Annotated in this window: 18 protein-coding genes; 8 read left to right on the top strand and 10 right to left on the bottom strand. The window is 30.5% G+C overall.

The genetic code is table 11. The features are described from left to right. Position 1: 1 nt before the first annotated feature. Complete coding sequence (locus CLAU_RS19535) at positions 2-1,537, bottom strand: sugar ABC transporter ATP-binding protein (RefSeq protein ID WP_023163505.1); 1,536 nt, start codon at positions 1,535-1,537, stop codon at positions 2-4. A gap of 540 nt (positions 1,538-2,077) precedes the next feature. Here CLAU_RS19535 and CLAU_RS19530 point away from each other — a divergent pair. From CLAU_RS19530 to CLAU_RS19520, 3 genes are all read left to right on the top strand, one after another. Further along, positions 2,078-3,019 carry a sugar-binding transcriptional regulator gene (locus CLAU_RS19530; RefSeq protein WP_023163504.1) on the top strand — a complete coding sequence of 314 codons (942 nt, stop codon included), beginning with the start codon at positions 2,078-2,080 and terminating at the stop codon, positions 3,017-3,019. 375 nt (positions 3,020-3,394) lie between these two features. Beyond that, positions 3,395-4,957 carry an autoinducer-2 kinase gene (lsrK, locus tag CLAU_RS19525; RefSeq protein ID WP_023163503.1) on the top strand — a complete coding sequence of 521 codons (1,563 nt, stop codon included), beginning with the start codon at positions 3,395-3,397 and terminating at the stop codon, positions 4,955-4,957. 48 nt (positions 4,958-5,005) lie between these two features. Next, entirely contained in the window at positions 5,006-5,356 is a 351-nt protein-coding gene (locus CLAU_RS19520) for a cupin domain-containing protein (RefSeq protein ID WP_023163502.1), read from the top strand. Positions 5,357-5,555: 199 nt separating this feature from the next. Here the strand turns inward: CLAU_RS19520 and CLAU_RS19515 are convergent, their stop codons facing one another. Further along, entirely contained in the window at positions 5,556-7,460 is a 1,905-nt protein-coding gene (locus CLAU_RS19515) for a cell wall-binding repeat-containing protein (protein ID WP_023163501.1), read from the bottom strand. Between the two features lie 159 nt (positions 7,461-7,619). Beyond that, positions 7,620-8,354, bottom strand: a complete 735-nt coding sequence (locus CLAU_RS19510) for an MEDS domain-containing protein (RefSeq protein WP_023163500.1) — start codon at positions 8,352-8,354, stop codon at positions 7,620-7,622. Between the two features lie 294 nt (positions 8,355-8,648). Here CLAU_RS19510 and CLAU_RS19505 point away from each other — a divergent pair, with 294 nt between their 5' ends. Beyond that, the gene (locus tag CLAU_RS19505; RefSeq protein ID WP_023163499.1) at positions 8,649-9,146 is read left to right on the top strand and encodes a hypothetical protein; all 498 of its coding nucleotides are present in this window, start codon (positions 8,649-8,651) and stop codon (positions 9,144-9,146) included. Between the two features lie 32 nt (positions 9,147-9,178). Here CLAU_RS19505 and CLAU_RS19500 read toward each other — a convergent pair whose 3' ends face one another. The 5 genes from CLAU_RS19500 to CLAU_RS19480 form a co-directional block, all read right to left on the bottom strand. Continuing rightward, a complete protein-coding gene (locus CLAU_RS19500) occupies positions 9,179-10,852 on the bottom strand; it encodes a GH3 auxin-responsive promoter family protein (protein WP_476695729.1) in 1,674 nt (557 codons plus the stop codon). Positions 10,853-10,880: 28 nt separating this feature from the next. Next, entirely contained in the window at positions 10,881-11,522 is a 642-nt protein-coding gene (locus tag CLAU_RS19495; RefSeq protein WP_023163497.1) for a DUF4397 domain-containing protein, read from the bottom strand. Between the two features lie 68 nt (positions 11,523-11,590). Next, positions 11,591-12,328: a hypothetical protein gene (locus CLAU_RS19490; RefSeq protein ID WP_023163496.1), complete on the bottom strand. Its 738-nt coding sequence runs from the start codon at positions 12,326-12,328 to the stop codon at positions 11,591-11,593. 131 nt (positions 12,329-12,459) lie between these two features. Then, positions 12,460-12,645: a hypothetical protein gene (locus tag CLAU_RS19485; protein WP_023163495.1), complete on the bottom strand. Its 186-nt coding sequence runs from the start codon at positions 12,643-12,645 to the stop codon at positions 12,460-12,462. 89 nt (positions 12,646-12,734) lie between these two features. Next, positions 12,735-12,914, bottom strand: coding sequence for a hypothetical protein (locus CLAU_RS19480; RefSeq protein WP_023163494.1), 180 nt, complete (start codon positions 12,912-12,914; stop codon positions 12,735-12,737). Positions 12,915-13,191: 277 nt separating this feature from the next. On the opposite strand from CLAU_RS19480, the gene CLAU_RS19475 reads away from it, so the two are divergent. From CLAU_RS19475 to CLAU_RS19465, 3 genes are all read left to right on the top strand, one after another. Next, positions 13,192-13,404 carry a hypothetical protein gene (locus CLAU_RS19475; RefSeq protein WP_023163493.1) on the top strand — a complete coding sequence of 71 codons (213 nt, stop codon included), beginning with the start codon at positions 13,192-13,194 and terminating at the stop codon, positions 13,402-13,404. Between the two features lie 213 nt (positions 13,405-13,617). After that, a complete protein-coding gene (locus tag CLAU_RS19470) occupies positions 13,618-14,331 on the top strand; it encodes a DUF3794 domain-containing protein (RefSeq protein ID WP_023163492.1) in 714 nt (237 codons plus the stop codon). A 262-nt stretch (positions 14,332-14,593) separates the two neighbouring features. Then, positions 14,594-16,243 (top strand): arsenic transporter, encoded by a 1,650-nt coding sequence (locus tag CLAU_RS19465; protein ID WP_242832232.1) that lies wholly within the window; start codon positions 14,594-14,596, stop codon positions 16,241-16,243. Positions 16,244-16,368: 125 nt separating this feature from the next. Here CLAU_RS19465 and CLAU_RS19460 read toward each other — a convergent pair whose 3' ends face one another. Both CLAU_RS19460 and CLAU_RS19455 read right to left on the bottom strand, forming a co-directional pair. Continuing rightward, complete coding sequence (locus CLAU_RS19460; RefSeq protein ID WP_013238524.1) at positions 16,369-17,343, bottom strand: hypothetical protein; 975 nt, start codon at positions 17,341-17,343, stop codon at positions 16,369-16,371. A 157-nt stretch (positions 17,344-17,500) separates the two neighbouring features. Further along, positions 17,501-18,625, bottom strand: coding sequence for a radical SAM protein (locus tag CLAU_RS19455; RefSeq protein WP_023163489.1), 1,125 nt, complete (start codon positions 18,623-18,625; stop codon positions 17,501-17,503). Positions 18,626-19,027: 402 nt separating this feature from the next. On the opposite strand from CLAU_RS19455, the gene CLAU_RS19450 reads away from it, so the two are divergent. Further along, positions 19,028-20,650, top strand: coding sequence for a hypothetical protein (locus CLAU_RS19450; RefSeq protein WP_023163488.1), 1,623 nt, complete (start codon positions 19,028-19,030; stop codon positions 20,648-20,650). Positions 20,651-20,899: the final 249 nt, after the last annotated feature.

The raw sequence follows: 20,899 nt of genomic DNA, 5'->3' as shown, positions 1-20,899 counted from the left end.
TCTATACACCCTCCTTTTCTTCTTCATAAACACCAAATGCAGCACTCATTAAGTTATTCTGATTTATATCCGCTTTATTAAATATATGATTTATTCTTCCTTGAAACATAGTAACTGCCCTATCTGAGAGCTCAATAATCTCTTCCATATCTGATGATATGAGTAAAAAAGAAAACCCTTTCTCTTTTAATTTATTCATAATTGAATATACATCACCACGGGCTGAAGCATCAATTCCACGAGTAGGTTCATCTAATATAATCAGCTTTGGATGTGTTAAAAGTGTTCTAGCAATTACAACCTTCTGCTGGTTTCCGCCTGAAAGACTGCCAAGTAACTGATCCTGTCCAGTTACCTTAATGCGAAAATCACTTATAGATTTATCAGTTAACTCCCTTTCTTTCTTAGAATTTATAAAAAACTTAGAAAGATGATTTAAACATCCACATGTAGTATTCATCCTTATATCACCAATCTTAAAAATTCCATCTTGTCGTCTATCTTCTGGAATATAACTTATGCCCTTTTCCATCACTTGAGCAGTTGACATTCCAGTAATATCTGTCCCTTCAAGATAAACCTTTCCACCAAGTACTGCATCTTTACCAAAAATTGTAGTTGCAAGTTCGGTACGTCCAGCACCTACTACACCCGCCAAGCCTAAAATTTCACCAGGATACACATCAAAAGTCACATCCTTGAATCCATATCCACTAAAGTTTTTTAAACTGAATATTGGTTTCAGATTTTTATAATCTGGTACCGTACTATTAAAATTAAGTTCTTTCTTTTCTATATCTGTAGGAAGTAATCCTTGTACAAGCATCTCTCGAGTAAAATCTTTAACTTCTCCATTAAGTGTTATAATACCATCTCTCATAATTGCAACATGCGTAGCTATAGTAAACACCTCAGCAAGTCTATGGGTAATATAGATGATACCGATGTTTTTCTTTTTAAGATCTTCAATAATTTTAAAAAGGGATTCTACTTCATCAAAAGTTAACGCGCTAGTAGGCTCGTCCAAAATTAATAATTTTGCGTTTCTTAGTAACCCGCGAAGAAGTTCTACCAATTGCTGTTCAGCAATAGATAAAGTCATAGCTTTTCTGTTTAAATCCAAATTCCAACCAATCTGTTCCAATAAATTTCTAAGGCGTTTATCTAACTCTTTAGAACTCTCATTAAATCCAATTAGTATATTTTCTTCGACACTCATATTTGGAAAAAGCATAGGTTCCTGTGGTACAAGATACATACCAAGTTTCATTGCATCTAAAGGTTTAGAATTCAAAACCTTTTTGCCACCTACATAAATATCACCAATATCCTGCTGATAGATGCACATAATAATTTTCATTAAAGTGCTCTTGCCTGCACCATTGCCCCCAATCAATGCTAATACTTCACCTGCACTGACATCTAGATTAATACCTTTTAAAACTTTATTTTTTGCAAATGACTTATGAATATTTCGCACAGAAAGGAGCGTATTATCAGTATTTATTTCTGAATTCTTTGAAATATTTTCTTCCATACTCCTAGCCTCCATAATTGAATTCCTAACATTTGTTATATGCACATTAATTTTGTTTGTTTACAAAATCATAAAACATTTTAAAAACTTTGTCAACCGTTTACAATAAAGTTGCTTGTTTTATTATCAGAATTTTATATAAATTTTACTTTTATACACAAATTATTTTATTGCTAAAGTATTTATATTAGCCATATTATAAGGTACTACAACTATTATATTACACAAATTTATTTGAAAATAATAAATTTCTTCTACAACAAGTTTCCATGTTGACATTAAAAAACCATGTTGTTATACTATTTATAAGGTTATCATTTGTTTTTCATTAAAACAAAAGATAGTAAGTCTTTGGAGTAGTTTTCCCACTAAATTTAAATAATTGAAGATTAATATTAAATCTTATATGCTCTTCTATTGAAAATTGAAATAAGAATTACTACTTTCAAATGTAAAAATATTATTTTTAGCCATAATCTATACTAAGTCATAGTATTTTATAATCACATAAAATTAATATAGAAAGCGAGAGAAAAACAAATGGATGACGAAGAAGCACTTATGATTAAAGTATCATGGTATTACTATTTTGATAACATGACCCAGCAGCGTATCTCAGAACTTCTTGGTATCTCACGTATGCGTGTAGTAAAACTATTAGACAGGGCACGTAATACTGGAATTATTCAATTTAAGCTGCGTGATGACCCAGCAAGTCGCTTGCATATAGAAAAAAAATTATCCCAAGTGTATAATCTTAAAGATACTTTTATTGTACCTTCACCACCAAAAGAAGTTTCTATTAATGAAAATATTGCGCGAGCCGCTGCCATGTATATAAATAACCGCCTAGGTAATAACAATTTCATTAATATGGGATATGGCGATACTCAAAGTCGCATCTTGAATAATCTAGCAACCATGGCCGAACGTCCCCTTTCTGTAGTATCAATGACAGGTGGTGTTAGTTATTATTTACCGAATAATATGTCCACAATCTTTAATGCTAAGCTTTATTTGATTCCATCACCACTTCTAGTGTCTTCTAAAGAAGTAGTAGAAGCCTTACAAAATGAGGGATCTATTAATGAAATTTCACGTATGTTACAACTTTCTTGTATGTCTGTTGTAGGAATTGGTTCTATTAGCAATAATGCTACTATTGTAAAAAGTGGGATTCTAACTAAAAACGACTTTCTATACTTAAAAATGAAAGGTGCTGTCGGAGACATATTGTGTCATTTTATTGATAAAGATGGGAAATTAGTAGAAACATATATAGAAGAACGCTTAATTACAACCCCGCTTTCTACACTTTTCAAACTTAATAATGTAATTGGAGTTGCAGCAGGTGATGATAAAGTGTGTGCAATTAAAGCTGTCTTAAATGGTGGTTACATTGATATTCTAATTACAGATGAATCTACTGCATTGCAGCTATTAGATACTAATGAAAATATTTCACAAAATCTGGAAAACTAATTTTTACTTTATATTACAGTTATTAAAATTCAAAAATTGTCAGATTTTTTACTAATTATGTTTATAACATATATTATCTTATAAGATAATATATGTTATAAATCCCCCTTTGGTATATACGATTTATACAATTGCTATGTAATTTATTACTCTATAGGGTTGTATGAAAACGATTATTATTAAACTGATACTTTTCTTCAAGATATTACTAAAATCAGTTGTACCCATTGATACCAATTTCTAAACATTATTCAATATATGCATTTATTAATGTAAATCAATAATTACTCACTGTTCACATGCAGCCTGATTCTATTATGTGACAGTTGAGGAAAATATATAAGTTTAGCAAATTATTATAAGGAGGTCTTACTGATGCAAAAATATTTGATGGCTGTTGATGCCGGTACTGGAAGCGTTCGTGCCATTTTATTTGATTTGGAAGGTAATCAGATTGGCTGTGTTCAGCAGGAATGGATTCACAACGAGGACCCTAAATGGCCTGGCAGCATGAATTTCGATTGGAATAACAACTGGGAACTAGCATGTCACTGTATTCATGGAGTAATAGAGCAAGCAAAAATTAATTCAAAAGAAATTGCAGCTGTATCTACTACCTGTATGCGTGAAGGAATTGTACTATACGATAAATTCGAAAAAGAAATATGGGCTTGTGCTAATGTTGATGCTAGATCTAATGACGAAGTTGGTGAACTCATACGCATGAACCCAGAATTAGAAAAAGAAGTATATATGGAATCTGGACAAACCTATGCTCTTGGTGCACTGCCACGTATTCTATGGGTAAAAAACAAAATGCCTGAAATATATAAAAAAATTGCACATATAGGTATGTTTAATGACTGGCTAATTTTTAAAATGACAGGCAAACTAGCTGTTGAACCAAGTAATGGTTCTACAACTGGCATCTTCGATCTAAAAAAAAGAGCTTGGGATTCTTCTATCGCTGGCAAATGCGGCCTAAAGGATACTATCTTTCCTGATGTTGTGGAATGTGGTTCCATAATAGGTAAAGTTAACGCAAAGGGTGCTGAAGACACTGGTCTTGCTGAAGGTACTACCGTTGTAGTAGGTGGTGGCGATGCACAGCTTGGTTGCATAGGTGTAGGTGTGGTTAAATCAAAGGAAGCTGCCATATTTGGGGGGAGCTTTTGGCAATACGAATTTAATACAGATGCTGTAAAAACTGATTCAAACTGCCGTGTTCGTGTTAATTGTCACGCAGTACCTGATATTTGGCAGTACGAAGCTCTAGCTTTCAAACCTGGTTTAGTAATGCGTTGGTTTAGAGATGGATTCTGTCAACTTGAAAAACAGGAAGCTGAAAAAACAGGTAAAGATCCTTATTATATAATGGATCAAAAAGCCTCTGAGATTCCAGCTGGGAGCTACGGAATGATGTGTGCATTTTCCGATGTCATGAACTTTATTTCTTGGAAACATGCTTCTCCTACTTTCACAAACTTTCAACTTGATTCTGAAAAATTTAATCGCTACACTTTTTATCATGCTATTCTAGAAAATACAGCTATGGTTACTAAAGGCCATCTTGACTTAGTACGAGAAGTTACTGGCAATATGCCAGAAAGCATTGTCTTTGCAGGAGGTGCTTCAAAGAGCCCATTATGGTGCCAGATCTTATCTGATGTTCTTGGTCTACCAGTTCGTGTTCCAGTAGTAAAAGAAGCAACTGGCCTTGGTGCTGCCATTCTGGCAGGTTATGGAGTAGGAATTTATAGCAATATCTCAGAGACAGCAAGAAAACTTGTACATTGGGATAAGACCTATGAACCATCTATAAAAAATCATTCCCTTTACGAAAACCTTTACAAAAAATGGCGTAAGGTGTATGCTGCACAATTAGAGCTTTGTAACCAGAAGCTTACAAATAATATGTGGATCGCACCAGGTCTATAGTACCTATAAAATTAAAAAGATTTTAACAAACAAGGAGGAATTTTGATTATGTATGTTATTGACGAAAAAGAAAAAGAATATCGTTTTGGTGACCATGGTCCCAAATACTTGATGAAAGGTCCAAGAATGAACTTTGCTCTAGTTCAGTTTCAACCGGGACAAGATTTTAAAGCTCACTTCCATAATGTTATGGAAGAAAATTTCTACATCATTGATGGTGAAATTGATATTGTAGTAGATGGAAAAGTAAATCACCTAACGAAAGGCCAGTTTATCCATATTGAACCAGGAGAGGTTCATTATTGCGTGAACAATTCTAACTCTGCAATCAAGATGGTATCCACACTTGCTCCTTACCAAGAGGTTGATAAAGTTGAAGTTGACGATTACAAATATTGATGTAGTTGAAAAACTTTTTTAACAAAAAACTATATAGATAGATATAGATAGATTTGTGTAAAATAGATTGGATTTAGTTTTTTAGGACTGTCACACTAAAAATAAATTCTACAACATATTATATTAGCAATCGGATAAAGCAATGTGTTGTATGTAAATTTCTTAGTGTAACAGTCCCATATTTATTTACAAAGTTTAATTAATACTTATTAAATTTGTTACTAATAGTTTCCCAGTAATCAGAATTTTCCAATCCTAATCTCCATATAGAAACTCCACCTAAATCATAATTATTTACAATATCAAGTTTATATGAGATACTTGTACTATTTTCAAAATATACAGTGTGGTATATGCCTGAACTATCAGTATAATTGAAGTATGGACTTTTAGCTGCAGAATCCCATTTAACCTGAGCACCTTTTTGTGAGGCCATATTATATGCTTGACTTATACCATAAGATTTTGCTTTTGCTCCATTTGATGGCCAATCATAAGCATAGGCTGCTAACCCCAATAGTATTTTATCTCTAGGAATAACTGTAATTGCATAATTTATTACATTTTGCACCCATCCTATAGATGCTATGGCACCAGGTTCTCCGCCAGACCAATGTTCATCATAAGTCATCAATACAATCTTATCTGAAACCTTTGCAATCTCAGCATAATCATAAGCTCCAATCCAGCTCTGCCACATACTATCACTTGTTTTAGCAGGAACTGCTATTGTCACTTCAAATCCTTGTGGATTCAGCGTATTATATAGTTCACTCATAAATGTCGTAAAATAACTTCTATCATAATAGTAAACATTCTCTATATCAATATTTACACCTTTATAATTGTTTGCTTTTAGACTTTGTAATATATTATTTGTAAGTTTTTGCCTATTTGTTGGATTTTCCAGTACACCTTTTGCTATATCTCCATTAAAACTATTTGATACCATTGCATATGTCTTAATTTTGTTATCATTTGCATAGCTTACCTGATTATATGGTACTGAACCTTTTATATTACCTGTGCTATCCATAATATAAGTATCTGTAGCAATTGAATCAATTGCCTGTGAATGATTTATTATAGAATTATAAGATGAACTATCTCCTATATAATAATAAGTAGTATACCCTAATACAGTTTTACTTGGATACAAAATAGACTGTACTAAAGCATCTGGCATAGCAAATGTACCGCCTAATATCTTTAATGAAGATATTGAATCTATCTTTGATCTGATTAAGGACTGTGCCTTAGTATAACTTTTACTAGCTAAAACAATAGGAGCAAAATCTTTTGCTGCTGCAGCTGAACCACATAAAGCATCCGGAAAATCTCCCCCATATGCTAAATATAGATTGTTAAAGTTAAAATCCCCCAAAAATTCATTTATTACATTTAAATTTGTTTCATATCTATCTATTCCACTAAGTCTTTTCATATTAGGTAAATCTTTAATAACATTATCATTAATTACATCAGTACCACCAACTACATAACTTTTAGAAATACTATTATTACTTATATAATCTTTAACACTATCAGGCAATATTTTAGCTGGTGTAAGAAGTATTGGCATTTGTTTTGCCGCTGCTATAGAAGCTATAGATAAAGCATCTGGAAAATTTTCTCCTGAAGCTAGTACTACTCCATTACCTGCACCTATATTTTCTGCCACCTTAGCACTCGTTTCATATCTATCTTGTCCACTTATACGTGTAACTTGAATATTAAGGGTAATTAATTGTTCTTCAATAGTTTTAGAGACTGCTCCTATACCACCTATTATAAAAACATTTTTAGCTCCTAATCTTTTAATTTCTTCATCTACATTAGAATTTAAATTAATGCCTTCTGTTATTAAAATAGGTGCATTATATTTTTTTGCAAGAGGTGCTGCAGAAATAGCATCTGGAAAATTTTCTCCTGAAACTAAAACCACATACTCTGATTTTTGAAAATTATTTTGTGAAACATTTACTGAAGTTTCATATCTGTTCATTCCACCAAATCTGATATTGGATGGAGCTGCTGCTGCATCTTGTACTGCCATAAAAAATATTATAAATAAAAGACTAAATAAAATATGTATTTTTTTCAATTTATCTCCCCCCAATATCAATTAAATATCAATTAAGTTATCGAACATAATATGCATAATTTGAAGAAGTATGTTCATTCCTGCACATCATATTAATGGAATTTTATACTGTACATTCCACTTAATAAATGGGGGTATTATAGATTATTATTCTTTTTTCTAACCTATCTTCTCTAAAAATGAATTTTTTAAAATATAAGAATGGGTAAGTAAAGATTTTTCTATTACTGTTTTATTTATAAACTCTTCTTTATTCATATAATCATAAGCATCATATATACAAAGTAAAGATGCTTTAGTATTATATACACCTTCAGTTAGATTTGTTTCAAAAGCTAAAAAATCATTTTGAGAAGTGCTTTTAATAGCACAAGAAGGTTGTCCAATCCATCTAATGCCGCTATACTTCTTAACTTCATTACTTAAAAGTGCTTCATTAATTTGATGTTTTAATTCAATTAAACCACCATATTTATTTCCTTTAATTAGTCCTTCTACGCTATTAAACTTAATATGTTCAACAGGGACTTTATTAACTTTCAAAAAATCCAATAATTTATTGTAAATACTTTTTTCCATATAAACATATATAAGTTCATTATTATTGATACCTGCAGTTATATAAAAATACAGACTGGTAAAAAGATGCTGGTATCCATAATAATAAAAAGTTGAATGTATTCCAAATACGTTTTTTAAATTTAGTTTAGAAATATATTCTAAACTTTTATTACAAAATACACACCTATAAACTAATTCATCTAAATATTCACTTAGATGAATAATTTCTTCATCAAGCAATTCATAATCTTTTTCAGCTATTAAGTTATTCAACATAATTCTATATTTTTCTATGTCATTACGCAAATTACATGTATTACATAAAATTTCCACAACATCACCTCTATTACAATTTTTATTAAATAATATAAAGTTATACCACAATTTTCACATATTTTCATAACATTGTAAATGTTTTTATGCTTAATTTCTACATGAAATAAATTGGATGTTTTTATTTCCTCCTGCAAAATCATATGTAATAATATCTTGTTTATTTAATTGTCACATAATTTACATATCTCTTTTTTGAAATGATCATAATGTTTTCAAAATGCATAGTATATATAAACAGATTTCTTATCATCGGATAAACAGATTTTTTAAATAGGAGTGAAGATATATAAAATGAAAAAATTTCAACCTTTCCATGGTGTAATTACCATGATTAATGACTTTTTCATAAATAATCGTGAAGAAAGTGCAGGATGTTATAAATTAATATCTGTAGAAAACAGGCTGGGCGATTTGGTAAATTTTATTGTAGGACCATCAACTTATTTTGTAGATCATGTAACAGTGTCAGTTGGAGATACAATAACTGGTTTTTATAACGCAAATGCAGCTGTTCCTCTTATTTTTCCACCACAATTTAGAGCAATTGTTATAGCAAGAGATGTTGAATACCAAAATGTAAAGGTAGACTATTTCAATAGTAAATTAGTGAGCAGTGACAATAAGTTAAAATTAAACATTGGTCCAGATACTGAAATAGTTCTTGAAAATGATCAAATTTTTACTGAAAATCCTGCAAATCGAAATTTAATCGTAATCTACGGAGCTTCTACAAAAAGCATACCAGCTCAAACAACACCTTATAAAGTTGTTGTTATTTGTCAAATTTAATATTTAACCAAAAATACTGCAGTTACTTAAAACTACAGTATTTTTGATTTATTAACAATATTTAATATATTTCTATTATTAATTAAAACTCTCGGAATCTTAATTTGATTTTTTGATACTCCTTTATTAAACAAGGATTCCTTTACTAAGTTAAAAGTGTTTGGTGCCAAAAGCATTACTTTTACTCTGCCTAATCTCTTATTATTCCTAGCTCTATCATAGGCCAGGTTTGATTTTCTTATTTCACAATCCAATGTCTCTTCTAATAACTTAACTTTATAATTAGGTATATTATTTTTAAATTCAAAATAAAAACTGTAACTTCCAGGTGTAATTGAGTTATCTGGTATCGTAGTATAATCTACTAGATTTAAGTTTAATTTTTTCATTGTATTTCTTATAGCATTAGTCAATTGTTCTTCATTAGTCTTTTCCGCTGCCATATTAAGTACTTGATTTTTCCTATATACAAATTCAATTTCTGGACAATTATTATAAAAATCCACTACCTTAATAACATCACCTATTCTGTATCTATAAAGGCCTGCATAATTAGTGACAACTATTTCATATTTTTCTCCTATTCTTAATTCATCTAAGCAAAATGTATCCTCACTTTTCTTATTTTCCTCTTTAATAGGAATAAACTCATAAAAAACAGTGTCAGGAATAATTACATATCTTATCTTATTTGCATAAGGATTAATTCCAATCATAGCTTCCGTAGCGGCATAACCTGGAGAATAGATTGGGAGCGAATTAGTATAGTAGTTAACTTTATCATCATATATTGAAAAGTTTGCTCCAGTCACTGTAGCAATATAGGCCATATTAGGCCATATTCTAACGCTTATCCCCTTAAATCCTTTCTTAAATTCACTCTCTAATTGATCAGCCCTACTAGCATTAGGTGAAAGATGTTTATTTAAATTTATTCTAGTATCTTCATCAATATTTAAGCTGCTCCTTATACGTCCTCTTCTTATATCCCTTACTAAACTTTCATATTTACTCTCCAAAATTCTAAATAAATCTAAAATATTGGAGATAAAAACTCCACTTATATATAAAAGTTTAACTTCTTCTAACGCAAATAATAAATGAAGGTAAAGGGCATCTCCCCTATCTCTTATTGTCATAACTTCTAGCGGCGAAGTATATAAATATGGCAATATATACTTTATACCCTTCATTCCTCCAGAGGTAGCAGAACATATTGGAATCCCACCTTTAGTGTAAGTCGTCATAACTATATCAGCTATCATTAATCCTTTTCCATAATTCCAATTTTCCTTAAAGTTATCATAAGAATATTTATTAATAAGAAGTGCCATATACTTTGAAGCAATTTTTCTACTCCTCTTAGTACAAGGAATTAATTTTTGTTTACCTGTAGTTCCTGATGTATGGCCAAAATATTCCACATTGTCCCTTGTTAAAATATTCTTTTGACCATTTGCCATTCGCTCAATATAGCTTTCATAATATCTATATTGTGTTAGTGGAACTTGTTTTTTAAAATCATCTATGGACTTAATATCTTTAAAATTAAACTTAATCCCTATTTCACTTTTAGCATTTGATTTTAATATTTTAAACAGTACTTTTTCATTCACCTTTCTACAATTTTGTGTTTGTCTATTAAACCTTTTTTTAACTATTCCTCCACCTTCTATAGAAATTCTATAAAGTACCTTGCTTATTATACTCGTAATAATGCACTTCCTAATTATTTTATCTTGGTTCTGGCACTAACATAACTTCTAAAGTTGGAGATTTTCCAACCAGTCCAACCGCATACAAGGTATAGTAACTATTTGGATCCAATTTAACATTTGGAACAGTTAATACTACATTTTCCCTGCCAGTAGGGCTAACTGTGAAAGTATACGTTCCTGTAGGAACACAGGCATAATCTGTAATACCTTTATAACCAACATCAGTAAATACTTTTGTACCATCAGACAACTTTATATCAACAGCTGGTGCATTTGGAGAAAGATGAACAAATCTTACACAAGGCCTGCCAAAGTTCTGAGCAGTGGTTGGTTCTTGTATAGGATATAAACTAATATCAGGAAGAGTTCCTATTACAGCTACATTAAATACAGTATTTGCAGGAATATTTAAATCTGCATTTATAACAGGGTTTGTCTTTTGTCCTGAAGGATAAACCATAATATTGTAGCTGCCAGGAGCAACTGAAATATACCGTGAAAGTTCCTTATATGAAAGATTTCTTACGATAAGCTTTCCATTGGCATAAACATCTACAGCTGGTGCATTAGGTGCAGCATGAAATACCCTAATAGAAGAATTCATTTGATTAGCCCTATAATAATTATTTATTCTGCGAGCATATGGACAATAAAACATACACATTCTCCTTATATTTTTAACCACTATTATAATACGAAATAAATATTGAAATGTTTACTTAATATTTAGCAAAAGTACGTAATCTGTTCAGGATTAATATAATAGGTTTTTTCATCAGATTTTAAAACAATTAAGCAATCATAGTTAAAAATAACTTCTCCTGATATGGCTTGGGCAGATGTAGTATAAATTGTTAAATATACTCCTTGAAAATTACAATTTATAAATGCTGCTAAGGGATACCTTAAAACATTCTTCTTATAGATATCTTTAGAATTATATTCCGCTGTAATTTTATCATCATTAAATTTCACATCTTTTATAATATGATTACTATCATGTTCTTCTGAAATAATTGGGACATTACTATTAGTGTCTACTGGTATGTCTATTTCATTTTTACTATCCGATAGTATAACATCATTATTTTGTAACTCTACGTGAGTAGCATCTTCATTTGTCATTAAGGGTATAATTTCTTTGTTCTGTGTTTCTTTTAAAAATAAATTTTCACCCTCAGCAATTGCATTAGTTTCCATAGTTTCAGTGGTAGACATATAAGCATCTTGATTCTCAGCAAGCATATCTTTATAATTTGCTATCCAGTATATAATTTTATTACAATTCATATAGTAAATTATTTTATTACGTGTTTTTAGTATAATATACTTTTCTTTTGAGTCTTTTTCATAATATTTAAGTAGTTTACAATGAAGTTTTTTACATTTAGAACCACAGTCATAAATAACAGTAATATGTTTTCCTACAAAATTATCATAATCATTAAAATAGTAATCAGACATTATATAAGCCCTCCTAATAAAATATTAATATTATTTATAAGTAAAAGAGGTACCATTATAAGGTAGCCTCTAATTTACTTACATTTATTTAAACTTCTAATCATAAAACATTGTGATTAGAATGTACCATTTTAGTATATGCTTTCTATAGAATTACAATTGACCATTATTATACCATCCTTAGTTTTAAGTTTTAACATATCAGTATCTTCATCTTCACTAGATTTTAGGATAGTTCCTTGTATTTTATTACCACTCATTGTAACGATAGTTACACTATAACCAAGTTGGCCTTCATTTATTTTATTAATATTCATCAACTCTTCCTCCCCTTACGAATATTACCATAATCTTACAGAAACGCTGCATTTATAAAAAGTTAATTTACGCTAAATTTTTGAAAGGGTTAATACATGCTTTCAATTGCATTAATACTAACCATTATTATTCCATTCTGAGTCTTAAGCTTTAAGAAATCAGCACCTTCACCAGCTTTTAAAAGTTCACCTTGTATTTTGTTGCCGCTCTTTGTTACAATTGTCATATTTGTTCCCATATAAGTTTCCTCTACCATTTTGACATTCATATAAATATCCTCCTTAAAATCTTTAAAGTCTCTTCCTTAATATGCTTATTTATTATCTACATAAATTTAATTGTAAAGATTAACTACTTCACTATATATTATTAATTTTTAGTCAATAATGTTACGAATTTTCCTACAACTATAAAAATTTTCAAGTCTTACATAATTCTAAATAACAACCATGGGATAAAATAATTTAATTGAACATTTTATTGATTATATTAGTATAATGTATTAAACCCAGATCACTAATTATACAAGAAAGGGGGAAAAATCCATGTCAGAACATTTTGATGAAGGTACTGACAAAGAAATAGATTGTAAAGGAAAATATGTCTCAGTAATGATTGAATATGGTCATAGACATTCATATATTAATGGAATATTTTTAGGAGAGACCTGTGAACATCTCATAGTTAAAGATAATAAAAATAAAGTTATTTATATTAATAAAAATAAGATAATATGTCACACATTTGAAAAAAGTTAGATTTTTATTTAAATATTATGTAGTATAAATTTTATAGCTTTATTAACGAACATAAAAATTTCTTTAATTAGCAATGAACATTTTAAAAATTTAAAAATATATTATAATTAGGATTAAATTTTTAAATTAAGTAAGTGCAACGTAAAGTAATAATCGAATTATAAGTAGTGTGAAAAACTTTACGCTAATAAGATTATAGAGGGAGGCTGACATATGGAAACAAACTTAAACCCACAGGGGGCAAGTAACAATAATGTATCTAAAAATGTTGAGCTTAAAGCAATTGGAAATGTAACACGTAAGGAACTAATCGAAAGGAAAATTATCTTTGATGCTCCTAAGAAAGACGCGGTGTTAAAAATAATTAATGTCCAAGATGAAGTTGAAATAAAAGATATAAAAGTAACTAGTGACACTATTTTAGTAAGTGGTTACTTAAATAGTTGTATTATGTATACTACTATGAAAAGACCACCAGTGGAAAATAGTAACCAAGAAAAAAGCAGCGAAAACTCAAACAAATCTGAAAGTCCTGGCTATGTAAACATGCAAAATAATAAAAGTAATGAAAACAATAAAAACAAAGAAAGTAATAAAAATAAAGAAGAACCTAAACCAAGCTGCGGTGTTGTAGATAGCAGCATTGCTTTAGATGGTGTTGTAAGACATACTACTGTTTGGATACCATTTAAATCATTTATACCTGCCCAAGGTGTTCGAGAAGGAGATGTATGCTCTGTTACATCTTCAGCTGTTTTAGATGACTTAAAATCAATGCCTATAAATTCAATTTATGAAGATGAAAATGACTATGATGAGGAAACAACTGTTTCTATAATGCGTGGTGAAGAAAAACAGAAATTTATAAAAGGATTTGTTAATAAAGCCTTAATTGAACTGACTGTTGATATAAAAAGATATGCTTAAAATTAATATGGCATTAATAAAGAATATGAAACAAAATTTAATTTGAATTCAAACAGTTTAAGTTGCTCATTATCAAATTCTCTTGTAATTATGGGGTATGGAATTAAATCCATATCCTTTTTGCGTTTATCTGACTTACTGGATTGAACCCCTGTTAAAAAACGTACAAATTATCTTTATGTATCATAGTATATAGTAAAAGTTAGCCTTATGAATAACTTTTTTGCACTATGATTCCTATTAAAATCAGGAGGATAAAAAAATGAGTAACACACTAATAATAGTTTTTATACTGTTGTTTACAATTTGGTGTTATAGGTATGAAGAAAAATCAGGAAATTTCAAATATAATATTTTTAATATATATAAGGGACCTAAATCTTCACTCAGAGAACTTTGGAAAATGCCACATCATATCGGACAATTTTCTCAGGATAATGAAAATAGAGGCGTTCTTCCTCCGCCCCCTCCTCCAAAGCCAGTGAAGCCATGGAAGGATTTTAATGTGATTGCTCTTTTCTCTATATTAATAGCTGGAAGCTTAATTATATCTACTTTTAATATAGCTATAGCAACAATTTTTGTATTTATTATGACAATAATAATTATTTTTTTGAGGCCAGCAGATATAAATGAAGCATATCCTGCCTCTGTAGGAGCAATAATTATACTTCTAATTGGAGTTGTAAACTATGGTAATTTACAGGATATTACTAGTAAAGTGGGCGGGGCTTCTATTACTATCATATCAACCATTGTTATGGCGATTATTCTAGAAAGTTTTGGTTTCTTTCACTGGGTTGCAGCTGCACTTGCAAGACTGGCAAAGGGATCAGGTTATCGATTATATTGGTATATACAATTATTATGTTTTGTTATGACTTTATTTTTTAACAATGATGGCAGTATTTTAATTACTACACCTATCCTTATATTGTTATTGCGAAATTTAGGATTTGTATATCCACATGAATTTATACCTTATCTACTGAGTGGGGCACTAATTGCGACAGGGTCAAGTACACCAATAGGAGTAAGTAATATAACAAATTTAATCTCATTAAATATGATAAATATGACACTTTATAATTATACGAAGATGATGTTTATTCCTGGTACACTAGGGCTTCTGTTTATGTCTGGTTTAATGTTTTTAATATTAAAAAGTAAATTACCACGTACTCTTCCAAAACCAATAATAGAACTTGATGAAATGTTTTTTACGGAGAAGTTTCATTCCTTTAGAGGAAATTTTTCTCTTGATACAAGAGAAAAAAGGAAAAGTTTTATGTTAAAAATATTAACCTTTGTTTTTATAATACGCTGCCTATTATTTGTTGCATCTTATTTTGGAATTCCAATAGAAATTGTTGCAGCATCAGGATCAATTATATTACTAATATGGAGATGGTACTATTTAAGAACAAATCCAAAGGATATTTTAAGGAAAACCCCTTGGCATGTATTATTATTTGCTTTTTCAATGTATGTGATTATTTATGGTTTGAATAATATTGGATTGACAGCCTATCTCGTAAAATTTTGTGAACCAATTGTGAGTAAAAGTCTTTTTCATGCAAGTTTTTTAATGGGTGGATTAATTTCTATTCTATCTAATATTTTTAATAACCACCCAGCATTACTGATTGGTACTATGACATTAACCAATATGGGACTAAATCCAATTACACTAAAAACAATTTATTTAGCTAATATTATTGGCAGTGATATAGGATCATTGCTTCTTCCAATTGGAACATTAGCTTCTCTAATGTGGATGTTTATACTAAAGAAAAATGATATTAGGGTTCCATGGAGAGAATATATAAATGTAACAATTGTAGTAGTCCCTGCTACAGTACTGTTTACTTTATATTTGTTATTCTACTGGATTCAGAAAATGTTTTTTTAGGAGGCAACTTCATCACCAATTCATTAAGTTTCTGTGCAAGTTCTGCCTGACTTTGAGCAGTTAAACCTGCTTGCTGTTAAATATAGGGACAGCTAATTAGCCATCCCTATATATAATGCAATAGTCTAATAAGCTAATACTCGGCAATTCTTTCGGATCCAATTACCTTTTCTATCATCTATATAATATGGTAATTCCAATTTGTCTAATAATAGACTTAAAACATTTACATTAAGTATTTTCTTTCCCTGATCCAATGAATTAATATTAGGTTTGAAATTTGGACAACATTTTTGATTATCAACTTTAGTATAAAAACAATAAGCACCATCATTTCGTCTGTCCATGCCTAATACAGCTTCTGCTACTGTGTTTAGTTGTCTTTCACTAAAAACTGGTTTTACAACAATTTCCCTTTTTAAAAAATCATGCTGTTGGCCATCTTTAGCAAACCACTCAATCCATTTATTAATAATTCTAACAATATACCTTCTAGCATAAAATGGAGAACTTAAGTCATAATTTGATTGCTCCTCAAATAATTCTTTTGCATAGGCTAATGATAAAGGATACTTTTTGCCTAAACTTTCTTCAATGGTATTAATATGTTCATAATAGTTATTAATGAATTCATATATAGTATTTATTATATTAAAATTTTCACTTGCTATGCTTGACTCATTGTATGACATATCCATTAAATTAGTAAGCTTAGATTTAAAAAATTCTTTTTCACCCAATATATTTCTACGCCTTTGCTCATTCATTATCCACTTATGCTGAGTTATACCATTTAACAATAATACCAAAGACTTACTTGTCTCATCAGCATTTTTATCAAAAGAAGTTAATATAGGTAAGGTGCCATTAGCTGCAATATAAACATGTAATAATTCATGAGAGAAGATATAATCTGAATATAATTCTGGAGTAATATATATTTCAAAATTGCCTTTATCATTATGAATATATTGAGCTTCACTGTTACCAATAGGAGGTCTTTGCATTACTACTTGCAGCGTTCTCCCTTCTAAACTCTTTGTTACTTCTTCGTATAACTTCAAGATTTCACTACTTAAATTTTCTTTCTGCAATTTCATGATAAACATCCCCATTTATATATATTTTTTATATCTAAGGAAATTATAGCATATTTTTACGTGGTAATGCCTAAACTAAAAAGCATATTTAAACATAAAAAAAGCTCTCAAGTGCATCACTAACACTCAAAAACTCTCCCTATCTATATTTTCTCTTCTAAAAAATCAACTCTCCTGGTTTATAGCCCTCAGGCAATTCTTCTTCACTTAAAAATTTAAAATTGTCATCACGTAGTATTGGTAAAAATATCTTGTATGGTATCCTAGGAAACTCACAGGCATAGTCACTAGCTCCAAACCACTTGCCCTCTTTGCTGCTCAAGTTTAAGCCTCTGGCAAACTTTGTATGATTTGAGCAGTCATGAACTGCTAAATCCCAGTTTTCTTCATCGGCTATTTTCATAAATTTCAAAGTTAATTTCCTACTCCAAATTGGAGATATATAGCCCTGCCTTGCAATATACATGTTTTCCCCATAATAATTGTCTATGTTATTCTCATTTAAATGTAATTCTGCACAATTTATAAAATCAAGTTTTGTATCTAAGATTGCTTGCTTTTTCTCAAAAAAAGCTTTGAAAAACTCAGGAGTCATTGGAGTTTCAATACCCACATTTTTAATATATTTTTTTGCTATTGCAATATTTTCAATAACTTTGTCTGAACAATTAGTGGCACCCAGGTTAAAACGTATCTCATCAAGACCAGCTTCACCTAATGCTTTCAATGTCTCTTCCGAAGCTAAAGTACCATTTGTATATAGATGTTGATAAATCCCTGCATCACTAAATTTCTTTATTATAGAATAGTATTTTTCAATTTCCATAAATGGCTCTAAATAAACGTAAGAAATGCCTGTAGGTTTCTGGTGGATGGAAAGAAGTAAATCTATATTCTTCTCATAAAATTTTGTTCCTCCAATTTCCCACATACCTTCACCAATTGGAGGCATATCTTCTATCTCTCCATAATCATAACAGAACTTACACTTTAAATTACATTTGTTCGTTTTCCTAATTGCACTCAAACCAGTTCCAAGCAAACAAGAACGACATCCTTTGGGAAATTTGCTTTCACTTCCCACAAAAAAAGTTCTATTCTTTAAAGTTTTCAAACCTCTAATTTCCGACATTAATGTATCATTTCTATGATCAATTGCTGCTTCAATTTGTGCAAAGGTAGCGTAAATGATTTCTTGTTGTTTTGTCATAACTTCTTCATCCTCTGGTAATATCGAAAAAAATTCAAACCATTTTAGTGCATCTTTCTTTGAAATTTTCATAATGTATCCCCCTCTAATTAATCTTCTTAAAGATTCAATTCAAATCCTCTTGCTGTCCTCTTTCACATACGAAGGCCCTCGAATGTATATACATTCAAGGGCTTCAAACCATTCGTATTACTAACTTTTGTCTATAATATGTTCTTATACAATAAAAAAATCTATTGATTTTTTCAAGCTCTTTGCTTAAGATTTTCTTCTATATCTTCTTCACTTTTTTTATTTCAATTTTTGTCTACTTTTATCCGATGACTATTTGATAATACATTATTTCAAGTTTTATTTCAAGTTTTTTCCTCATTTTGGATATAACCACAAGAACGTATCATTTATACATATTAGTGCACATATTTTACTCACTTAACATAAGATGATAAAAAGTCTTTGAAAGGAATTTATAATATGCATAAGACACATTCTTACTACTTTAATACTCCATCGTATAGTTCTTCCACCATGTGTAATAATTGCAAAACGTATTCATGCCCTTACTGCGTTAATACCCCAATGTATAACCGAAACTTCTCGAGACAATTCTCTAATTATACAAATGCTGAGGATACAAAGATAACAGGTTTTATCTCTACATTAGAAGACAGAGGTTTTATTGTTCAGGAGGGTAAACTGAAGTATTTTGATATACTAAAGCTAGTCAGTGAAGGTATAATTGACACCGCATTTGCAAACAATACAGGTGCTCCATATGCAACCTATCTCCTTCCACCGGCACCAAACCAAGATCCATCTCCGGCTCAGAAACCTCCAAAAAGCTATAATCCTAATAATCCTAATAATTATCCAGCTAATATAGAATACGCAGCACCTGGTTTAGACTATAAGCTGCGTGCTGATGAAGCTATTGTATTAATTGGAAAGACCCCTCCAACCGCATATAACTTTAGTTACAAAAGCTACCTTGGATTTATAGAAAACGAACCGTCAAAAGATTACAGTAATACTATTACGGTAGGCAATGACTATACTGGTTTTTATCACAACATCGGTGCCAGCATGGGTGATCAAATCAATAACCATAATATCTGGACTGATAATACACCTTATGGTTCCCCTGGAGATCCGTTTAACAGCTCTACCATCATCATTACAACTGCAGACAAAGGCATTAACGAGCAAATGCGTGATGCTCTAATTAAATCAGGATTTAATCCCGGTATTATGAATGACGACAACATTCCTATGGGACTTACGAACATTGGGCTTGAAAAGGGAAAAGATACTTTCTCGTTTATAATGAGAGCTGCAATTTGGTTAGATCATGATGCTGGCTGGAATTATATCAATAACCTTAAAAACTATGTGAAGGTATTACGTATTACTCCAAAAACTCCTTATTCCTATACAAATCTCTGGCCAATACCGAACCTTAAAATGCATGAAACTGGTACCACTGAATTCCAGGTAGTTCCTTATGCAAGAAATGAACTTAATTACCTGCGAAATGAGATAATTAAGAAATATCAAAATGAAGAATATAAACCTGTGGATCTGGATTCAAAACTCTGGATACTTGATGGTTATGAGGGAATATTACAGGATGTTCCTGTGTATTATGACAACAGAGATGGGCTCTATATAAGAACAGACAATTTCCAATTAGAAACCGATGAAGATTTTGTGATACTATATGGCGTTGATCACGTACAAGCTGAATTTGCAACATTTTTCAACATAAGTTTTTACGGCGAAGAATACTGGAACGGCGTTGCAGGAGCCAATATTACAGATGAGTTAAAGTATCCTGCTACCGAGTATTTTCCTAAAGATTATAAAAACTCGAAATGCTATTATGCAGTAAAGATGGCAAGAAAAGTTGAGGAAGGTAACGAAGTTATAATACCCTACAGTACCGGTAACCCCTCTGGATCAGCATATGGTGTTGATAACAATGAGGACGCTTATGTAGGCTTCAGGATTTATGCAAACCCGGAAACAAATGTTGCCCCAGCTATCTTTGATGTTATCTGGAGCCGGGCAATTTTATTTAGAAAAAAGAAAAAACAATAATAGAAATATGTTATAGAAAATGATAACAGAATTCAATGCTGTGGCAATGTTAAATATGGGATTCTGTTACCTAATCCTTTAATCATATACTATATCAAATATCGTATTTTCTCAATGCATTCTCTCAATTCATCTAAATTATAATAAATATCACTAATTGATGGCTGTATGTCATTATTTTTTCGTTCGGAAAAGACGCCTTCAAAAATAATTCCTCCAACAAATAATACTTTTATTATATTATAGACT

The organism is Clostridium autoethanogenum DSM 10061, assembly GCF_001484725.1.
GTDB classification, from domain to species: Bacteria; Bacillota; Clostridia; order Clostridiales; family Clostridiaceae; genus Clostridium_B; species Clostridium_B ljungdahlii.
This window is presented reverse-complemented; position numbering and strand designations above follow the sequence as displayed.